Origin of the sequence: Jatrophihabitans sp., from assembly GCF_051960575.1 — a bacterium.
Taxonomy (GTDB): domain Bacteria; phylum Actinomycetota; class Actinomycetes; order Mycobacteriales; family Jatrophihabitantaceae; genus JBQCEE01.
This window is the reverse complement of the sequence record NZ_JBQCEE010000411.1, coordinates 1-7,933: the sequence shown is the minus strand read 5'-3', so window position 1 is coordinate 7,933 and position 7,933 is coordinate 1. Positions and strand designations below refer to the sequence as shown.

The window sequence follows — 7,933 nt, the reverse complement described above, 5'->3', positions numbered from 1 at the left end:
CGACAGCCGGGTCAGGCCCCACGTCCGGGTCAGGCGTGGACGCGGGCGATCCAGAGCGCCGGGTCGGTGTTGTGCGGGTCGTCCCAGGGGGTGAGACCGAGGGCGGCGCACGCGGCGGCCGTCGTCGTCCTGCGCAGGCCGAGCAGGGGACGCAGCCACGGCCCGTCGACCGCCCGCATGCCGGCGAGCGACCGGGCCCCCGAGCCGCGGCCGAGGCCCAGCAGCACCGTCTCGGCCTGGTCGTCCAGGGTGTGCCCGAGCAGCACCGGCGCCCCGCCCGCCGCCTGCGCCAGCGCCGCGTACCGGGCGTCGCGCGCCGCCGCCTCGGGGCCGCCCGCGCCGTCGACGGTCACGGGCACCGTCACCACCGGGTCGAGACCCAGCTCGAACCCCAGCGCGGCCACCCGCGCCGCCTGCTCGGCCGACCCCGGCTGCAGCCCGTGGTCGACCGTGACCAGCCCGGCCGACAGCCCCAACCGGGGCGCGACGAACGCCGTCGCCCCGGCCAGCGCCAGCGAGTCGGCGCCGCCCGAGCACGCCACCCACACCGCGTCCGAACGCCCCTCGAGCAGCTGCCGCACCGCCCGGCGGACGGCCGCGACAGCCGGGTCAGGCCCCACGTCCGGGTCAGGCGTGGACGCGGGCGATCCAGAGCGCCGGGTCGGCGATCTCGGGACGCGTGGGCAGCGTCTGCGGCGAGGTCCAGATGGCGTTGAAGTCGGTGAGGCCGATGCGGTCGACGACGGTGCGCACGAACGCCGAGCCGTCGACGTACTGGCGGGTCTTGGCGTCCATGCCGAGCAGGCGGCGCAGGAACCGGTCGAACGGGTTGCCGCCCTTGCGCCGCCGGCTGGCGAAGCGCGACTCGATGTCCTGCTGCGTCGGGATCACCGACGGCGACACCGCGTTCATGACGTACTCGGCGTGCCCCTCGACCAGCGACATGAACGCGGTGATGCGGTCGAGCACCTCGCGCTGCTCGGGCGTCGAGAGCACGGTGAGCAGGCCCTGCCCGTCGCCCTGCCCGCGCACCAGCTTCACCAGCTCGCCGGCCGCCCCGGACAGCCGCTGCTTCAACGCCGCAGGGTCGGTCTCGACGGTGTCGGTGAGCGCCTTGACCTCGGCCAGCATGTGCTCGCGCAGCCACGGCACCGCGGTGAACTGCACCCGATGGGTCACCTCGTGCAGGCACACCCAGAGCCGGAAGTCGCGCGGGTCGACCCGCAGTTGCCGCTCGACCGACACCAGGTTCGGCGCCACCAGCAGCAGCTGGCCGCCGGGCCGGTCGAAGAACTCGAACTGCCCGAGCACCTTGCCGGACAGGAAGCCGAGCACCAGGCCCACCTGCGCACCGGTCAGCGTGCCGCCCACCCGCGCGCCGACCCGGCCGACCGGGTTCTCGGCGGCGAGCTTCTCGACGAGCGGGGTCATGATCGTCCGCATGCCGCCGGCGTTGGCGTCGATCCACGCCGGCCGGTCGATCACCCGCGTGACCGCGGTGACCGGCGGCTCCTCGAGGCCGGTCAGCTGGGCGACCAGGTCGGCCGCCTGCGCGGTCGAGCGGTACAGCTGGTCGACCGCCTCGTCCGCCTCGCGGCGCGACACGCTGGGCGGCGGCGGGCTCAGCCGCTTGGCCGCCCGGGCCGCGACGTCCCAGTCGATCAGGGAGGGGGACATGGTCACGAGGGTACGCAGGCCGGACTCTGCCGTGGCACAGAACAGGTTCAGCGACAGCCGCACTGGGCGATGCGGGTGACGGCGACGTCCCACGCGGCCTCGGCGTACGGCGTCAGGCCGCCGGGCACCCGGTCGGCCATGAGGACGAAGACCAGCAACCGCCCGTCGTGGTCGTGCACCACGCCGGCCAGCGTCGAGACGTTCGACAGCGTGCCGGTCTTGGCCCGCACCAGCCCGGCGGCGTACTTCCCGACCGGCCCGCGGTAGCGCTGCTGCAGCGTGCCCGACCACGCGCCGACGGGCAGGTCGGCGAGCAGCGGCGCGAGGCGCGGCGTGCGGGCGGCGAGCGAGAGCACCTGGGCCAGGGCGTGGGCGGTGACGTGGTCCTTCGCCGAGAGGCCGCTGCCGTCGGTCAGGCCGGTGCCGACGTCGATGCCGAGGCGCTGCAGCACCGCGCGCACCGCATTCGCCGAGCCGAGGAACGACGCGGGCAGCCCCTCCTTGATCGCCACCTGCCGGGCCAGCGCCTCGGCGATGACGTTGTCGGACGTCTGCAGCATCTGCTCGACCATCAGCCCGATGGGCGCCGACTGCACCGTCGCGAGCACCTTCGCGTTGCGGGGCGCCCGGCCATGGCTGATCTCGGCGTCGGGGATGTCCAGCGCGGCGGCGAGCGAGTTCGCGGCGGCCTCGTCGGGGATGTCGCTGCGCACGACGTCGCCCGGCCGGGCGCGTCCGCCGTCGGTCATGAAGGCGGTGATCGCGGACGCGTAGTCCGACGGCACGTCGTCCTTGGCCCAGCCCGGCGAGACGTCCGGACCGCTGTAGAGCGAGCCGTCGATCACGATCCGGTTCACCGGGAGGTTGCGCCTGGTCAGCTGGGCCGCGAGGTCGCTCAGGTGCCCTGCGCCCGCGTAGTCGCCGGTCGCCTTCGGCGGCGCGGCGGTCAGCGTGGGGTCGCCGGCGCCGATCACGACGATCGACCCGGCGATGGTGCCCTGGACGACGCGGGTCGTGAGCCGCTGGGCGGGGTCGAGGTCGGCGAGCGCGGCCGCCGCGGTGAACAGCTTCGCCGTGGACGCCGGCACCGCGGGCACGGCGGGACGCCGCTGGTACAGCACCTGGCCCGTGGTCGCGTCCTCGATGTCGACGCGGATGCCGGGCCCGAGGTTCTCGTCGGCCAGCGGCACCTGCAACTGACGTTGCAGCCCCGCGGTCGTCGGGAGCGGCGCGGCGGCCACGGTGCGCTGCCGCGGGACGGCGATCGCCGCCCCGAACGCCGGGGGCACCGCCACCCCGGGCACCGTGGCGCGGTCGTGCAGGTGGTGGCGCACGAACTGGGTCGTGCCGTAGGCCGCCGGCGCACTCCCGGCGACGAGGACGAGAGCGACGGCACCACGGCGCAGGGCGCGCATGCGAGGACCGGTCACGATGCGAGACACTATGTCCAGTCCCGCCGGTGATCACGGCGGATCGCCGGACCGGCCGAACCAGAGGAGCACCGTCGTGGAGTTCGACGTCCTGATCGAGATCCCGCGTGGCAGCCGCAACAAGTACGAGGTCGACCACGAGTCCGGACGCATGCGGCTCGACCGTGTGCTGTTCACCTCGACGCAGTACCCGTCGGACTACGGCTACATCGAGAACACTCTCGGCGAGGACGGCGACCCGCTCGACGCGCTGGTCGTCTCGAACGGCGACCCGCTGTTCCCCGGCGTGCTCGTGCGCTGCCGGGCGATCGGCATGTTCAAGATGACCGACGAGAAGGGCGGCGACGACAAGGTGCTCGCCGTGCCCGCCAACGACCCCCGGCTCGAGCACCTGCGCGACATCCACCACCTGCCGGAGTTCGACCGGCTCGAGATCCAGCACTTCTTCGAGGTCTACAAGGACCTCGAGCCCGGCAAGAGCGTCGAGGGCGCCTCGTGGGTCGGCCGCGCCGACGCGGAGGCCGAGATCGACCGGTCGTACAAGCGCCTCGTCGAGGCCGGCGGCCACCCCGAGGCGAACCCGGACTCGCCGACCAAGCACTGACGCCATGATCGACACCCGTCCGGCCCGGCGCTGACCGGTTCGGACGGGTGTCGATCACAGCGCCTCGTCCGGTTTGACGAACACCGGTGTTCGTGGAGACTTCCCCCATGGACATCGCGGGACGACGCGTGCTGATCACCGGCGCGGCGAGCGGCATCGGGCGCGCCACGGCCGAAGCGGCCGCGCGAGCCGGCGCCGAGGTGCACCTGACCGACCTGGACGCCGCGGGGCTCGACCGCGCGGCGGCGGCGATCCGTGCCGAGCAGGGCCGCGTCGGCGTCGTGCGCGCCGCCGACGTCACCGATCTCGAGCAGGTGCGGGCGCTCGCCGACGAGGTGCACGCCCAGGGCGGGTCCGTCGACGTCGTCATGAACATCGCGGGCATCGCCACCTGGGGCACCGTCGACCGGCTCGAGCACGCCGACTGGCGGCGCACGATCGACATCAACCTCATGGGGCCGGTGCACGTCATCGAGACCTTCCTGCCGCCGATGATCGCGGCCGGGCGCGGCGGGCACCTGGTCAACGTCTCGTCCGCCGCCGGCCTGATCGGGCTGCCCTGGCATGCGCCCTACAGCGCCTCGAAGTTCGGCCTGCGCGGGCTGAGCGAGGTGCTGCGCTTCGACCTGCGCGAGCACCGCATCGGCGTCAGCCTGGTCTGTCCCGGCGGCGTCGACACCCCGCTCACCAGCACCGTGCGGGTCGCCGGTGTCGACACCGGCGGCGCGGCGTTCCAGCGGCTGCAGCGGCACTTCCGGCGGCACGCGGTCACGCCCGAGCAGGCGGCGGCCGCGATCCTGCGCGGCGTGCGCCGGAACACCTATCTCGTGTACACCTCCCGCGACATCCAGGCCCTCTTCCTCACCCAGCGCGTGCTGCCCCCGGTGCACGACCTGATCCTGCGCGGCATGAACCTCGCCTTCCGCCGCGCGATGCGACCCGTGCTGGCCGCCCCTGCGTCCGCGGGCGCGTCATGAGCCGCATCGCGCCCGGCGGCCTGCGCGAGGCCGGCCCGTTCGCCTGGGGCTTCGCCCACCTCGCCGGCCTGGTCGCCGGCACGAACCCGCCGCGGCTGTTCCTGACCATGGGACGCAGCCACAAGCTGTTCCGCGGGTGGCTGCGGTTCGCGGGCCGGCTCATGCCCGGTGGCAACCTCCCCCGCCGCGAGACCGAGCTGGTCATCCTGCGGGTGGCCCACCTGCGTGGTTGCGAGTACGAGTTCACCCACCACGTGAAGCTCGGCGCACGGGCGGGCGTGACGCCGGCCGACGTCGACCGCGTGCGCAGCGGCCCCGACGCCGACGGCTGGTCGCCGCGCGAGGCCGCCCTGCTCGCCGCCGTCGACCAGCTGCACCACACGCAGGACCTCGACGACGACATGTGGTCGCGGCTGCGCACCCACCTCGACGAGGCCGACACCGTCGAGTTCGTGCTGCTCGTCGGCCACTACGAGATGCTCGCGACGTTCCTGCTGACGCTGCGGGTCGAGCCCGACCGCCCCCGCCGGTGAGCGCGACACCCGCGCGCCTGCCGCGGGGCCGGCACGACCTCAGCCGGGACACCGTCGTCGCCGCCCAGCGCGAACGGCTGCTGCGTGCCATGGCCGAGGTGATGGCCGAGCAGGGCTACGTCGACACGTCGGTCGCCGACATCCTGCGCCGCGCCGGCGTCTCGCGCGAGACGTTCTACCAACAGTTCTCGTCGAAGCAGGACTGCTTCGTCGCCGCGCTCGAGCAGACCATCGAACGGCTCGCGGCGGTGCTTCGGGTCGGTGTTGCGACGCCGGGCGAGCCGATCCGCCGGTTCGACCGGCTGCTGCGCACCTACCTCGACGCGCTCGCGAACGATCCGGCAACGGCGCGGTTGTTCCTGGTCGAGAGCTACGCGGCCGGCGCCGAGGTGCGGCAGCGTCGCCTCGCGCTGCAGGCGCAGTTCGTCGACGCCCTGCAGGCGCTGTTCGGCGCACGGTCGGCGTCGAGCCGCTTCGCCTGCGAGGCACTGGTCGCGTCCATCGTCTCGCTGGTGACCGCACGGGTCGTCGCCGACGACATCACCGGCATTCCGGCACTGCGCACGCCGCTGGTCGGTCTCGCCCGCACGCTCCTCGGCTGAGGGTCGTCAGCCGATCCGGACGGCCACCGTGCCGGGGCTGGCGGCAAACAGGCCGGTGCCGCTGGGGACCGTGATCGTCAACCGCCCGGACGCGTCGGCGGTGAGCGTGCGGGTGATCGCGCCGACCGTCACCGCGTGCGCGCTGCCCGGCTCGTAGGCGGGCGGGGTCGTCACGGTCGGCGTCCCCGCGGCGGTGACGCGGAACCCGGCCGGCCCGGCGTCGGCGAGCGTCTCGAACTGCTGGGCCTGAGCGCGGTGGTTGACGACCGTCCAGCCCCACTGCGTCCACTGCTGCTCGACGCTCGTGTACGTGATCGTCGCGGGGGTCGCCGGCGGCGCGGCGAGGTCGGCCATCAGCGCCGGAACGAACTCGCGCAGGTCGCGGGCCCAGTACGGCCAGGTGTGCGTGCCCGCGCCGTAGTCGACGTACTGGCTCGGGATGCCGGCCTCGGTCAGGTGCTGGTGGAAGAGCACGGTCGACACGTGGGTCAGGAACTCGATGCCGGCGGCCTCCAGATCCGGCGTCGCCGGGTCGAACGGGCCGGACGCGCCGTCGCCGGTCCAGAGGTGGATGTCGGTGGCCGTGAGGTTGGGGATGAGGCCGGCCGGGTCGTGCCCCTGCCAGTTGATCTCGTTCGTGAGCCGGGAGCCGAACATCGCGTCGGGTTCGACACCGTCGAGCCCGACGGCGGTGCCGCTGATGATCGCCGAGCTGGCCGGCAGCACCACGGCGTCGCGGTCGATCTCGGGCGCGCCGGAGAAGGACGCCGCGATGCCGAACGTGTCGGGGTGGCGCGCGGCGTAGCTCATCGCCCCGAACCCGCCCTGCGAGAGGCCGGCGATCGCCCGGTGCCCGCGGTCGGCGAGCGTGCGCAGGTTGGCGTCGACCCACGGCACGAGCTGGTCGACGTGGAAGGTCTCCCACTGCGACGGGCCGAGGGCGGTCGCGCGGTCGACCCAGTTCGTGAACCACCCGCCGCCGTCGTCGTCGAAGCCGGCGTCGGGCATGACGACGATGAGCGGCAGCCCCGCCGTCGTCGCCTCGGCATCACCGAGGGTCGTCCAGTCGGGCGCGCCGCCGCTCGTGCCGTGGAAGAGGTACAGCACCGGGTACCGCTGCCCGCTCGCGCTGTAGTCGGCCGGTACCAGGATGCGCACCCGCACCGCGCGGCCGAGCGCGCCGCTCGCCACCGAGGCCTGGTAGAGGCGGTCGTCGAGCTGCTGCAGACCGACGACGTGGATGCCGTCGGCGTCGGTGAGCACGAGCGGGTCGGCGCCGGCCGGCGCGCCGCCCACGGCGACGAGACCGACGAGCGTCGGGACACCGAGCAGCAGGGCGAGCAGGGCGCGGCGCAGCATGACGGTCAGTCTTCGCGAACACCGGTGTTCGTCAAATCGAAGCCGCTTGATCAACACCCGTCCACGCCGGCCCTGACCGGCTCGCACGGGTGTTGATCATGATCGGTCAGACGGCGGACGCACTCACCGGCCGGTACCGCAGATACCCGTTCGGTCCGGGGTTGTGACACGTCAGGCCGTCGGCGGCGACGCGGGTGACCTCGACGAGCACGTCGATGCGGCCGTGCGGACCGGCGAGACGCACCGTCGCCGTGCCGTCCTCGACGGGCGTGGCCGACTCGACGCGAAGCGCGTCGCGGCGGTGCAGGGCGAGGTGCTCGTAGCCGAACGCGAGCGCGGCCTGGGCCGCGGGGGCGAGCCCGATGCGTCCGCGCAGCAGGGCCGGCACGACCTCGCCCGCCTCGGCGGCGGCGCAGAACTCGGGCGCGGCGAAGGGCAGCACGCGTCCGTAGAGCAGGCCGGCCGGCAGCACGAGCACGTTGGCGGCGAAGCGGTCGCCGCCGAGGTGCGTGCACTCGAAGACGCGTCCCGGACGCGCCTGCTCGATCGCGGCGGCGACATTGCGTCCGCGCAGGGCGCAGCACGCGTCGTGCGTGCTGTGCGCGCAGACGAGGTAGAGCGGGTCGGTCCAGCCGGCGCCGGACGAGCCGTCGAGCGGCAGGTCGAGCAGCTGCTCGGGCTGGGCGTAGGTGCCCCAGCGCACCGACTCGTGGCCGTCGCGCGTGTCGACGACGACCCAGCGGCGGTGCTC

General features: G+C 74.0%; 8 protein-coding genes and 1 pseudogene. 4 read left to right on the top strand and 5 right to left on the bottom strand.

Annotated elements, in window-relative coordinates:
* Positions 1–38: 38 nt before the first annotated feature.
* The 3 genes and pseudogenes from tilS to dacB form a co-directional block, all read right to left on the bottom strand.
* A pseudogene (gene tilS, locus ACTHMS_RS22990) lies at positions 39–620 on the bottom strand (tRNA lysidine(34) synthetase TilS); the annotation flags it as partial.
* A gap of 7 nt (positions 621–627) precedes the next feature.
* Positions 628–1,677 carry a zinc-dependent metalloprotease gene (locus tag ACTHMS_RS22985; RefSeq protein WP_440308984.1) on the bottom strand — a complete coding sequence of 350 codons (1,050 nt, stop codon included), beginning with the start codon at positions 1,675–1,677 and terminating at the stop codon, positions 628–630.
* Between the two features lie 47 nt (positions 1,678–1,724).
* Positions 1,725–3,107: a D-alanyl-D-alanine carboxypeptidase/D-alanyl-D-alanine endopeptidase gene (gene dacB / locus ACTHMS_RS22980; protein ID WP_440308983.1), complete on the bottom strand. Its 1,383-nt coding sequence runs from the start codon at positions 3,105–3,107 to the stop codon at positions 1,725–1,727.
* A gap of 76 nt (positions 3,108–3,183) precedes the next feature.
* Here dacB and ACTHMS_RS22975 point away from each other — a divergent pair, with 76 nt between their 5' ends.
* The 4 genes from ACTHMS_RS22975 to ACTHMS_RS22960 all read left to right on the top strand — a co-directional run bounded on the left by ACTHMS_RS22975 (position 3,184) and on the right by ACTHMS_RS22960 (position 5,823).
* The gene (locus tag ACTHMS_RS22975) at positions 3,184–3,711 is read left to right on the top strand and encodes an inorganic diphosphatase (protein ID WP_440308982.1); all 528 of its coding nucleotides are present in this window, start codon (positions 3,184–3,186) and stop codon (positions 3,709–3,711) included.
* A 107-nt stretch (positions 3,712–3,818) separates the two neighbouring features.
* Complete coding sequence (locus ACTHMS_RS22970) at positions 3,819–4,688, top strand: SDR family oxidoreductase (RefSeq protein WP_440308981.1); 870 nt, start codon at positions 3,819–3,821, stop codon at positions 4,686–4,688.
* Positions 4,685–5,221 carry a carboxymuconolactone decarboxylase family protein gene (locus ACTHMS_RS22965; protein ID WP_440308980.1) on the top strand — a complete coding sequence of 179 codons (537 nt, stop codon included), beginning with the start codon at positions 4,685–4,687 and terminating at the stop codon, positions 5,219–5,221. The genes ACTHMS_RS22970 and ACTHMS_RS22965 overlap by 4 nt, the downstream gene beginning before the upstream one ends.
* Positions 5,218–5,823, top strand: coding sequence for a TetR/AcrR family transcriptional regulator (locus ACTHMS_RS22960; RefSeq protein ID WP_440308979.1), 606 nt, complete (start codon positions 5,218–5,220; stop codon positions 5,821–5,823). The genes ACTHMS_RS22965 and ACTHMS_RS22960 overlap by 4 nt, the downstream gene beginning before the upstream one ends.
* 6 nt (positions 5,824–5,829) lie before the next feature.
* Here the strand turns inward: ACTHMS_RS22960 and ACTHMS_RS22955 are convergent, their stop codons facing one another.
* Together ACTHMS_RS22955 and ACTHMS_RS22950 are read right to left on the bottom strand one after the other, a co-directional pair.
* Positions 5,830–7,182 carry an alpha/beta hydrolase gene (locus ACTHMS_RS22955; protein WP_440308978.1) on the bottom strand — a complete coding sequence of 451 codons (1,353 nt, stop codon included), beginning with the start codon at positions 7,180–7,182 and terminating at the stop codon, positions 5,830–5,832.
* Positions 7,183–7,288: 106 nt separating this feature from the next.
* A partial coding sequence (locus ACTHMS_RS22950) for a sucrase ferredoxin (RefSeq protein ID WP_440308977.1) occupies positions 7,289–7,933 on the bottom strand: 645 nt, incomplete at its 5' end.

Coding starts and splice junctions, on each gene's coding strand:
- ACTHMS_RS22965 (WP_440308980.1), top strand. CDS start 4,685: ATGAGCCGCATCGCGCCCGGCGGCCTGCGCGAGGCCGGCCCGTTCGCC.
- ACTHMS_RS22985 (WP_440308984.1), bottom strand. CDS start 1,677: ATGTCCCCCTCCCTGATCGACTGGGACGTCGCGGCCCGGGCGGCCAAG.
- ACTHMS_RS22955 (WP_440308978.1), bottom strand. CDS start 7,182: ATGCTGCGCCGCGCCCTGCTCGCCCTGCTGCTCGGTGTCCCGACGCTC.
- ACTHMS_RS22970 (WP_440308981.1), top strand. CDS start 3,819: ATGGACATCGCGGGACGACGCGTGCTGATCACCGGCGCGGCGAGCGGC.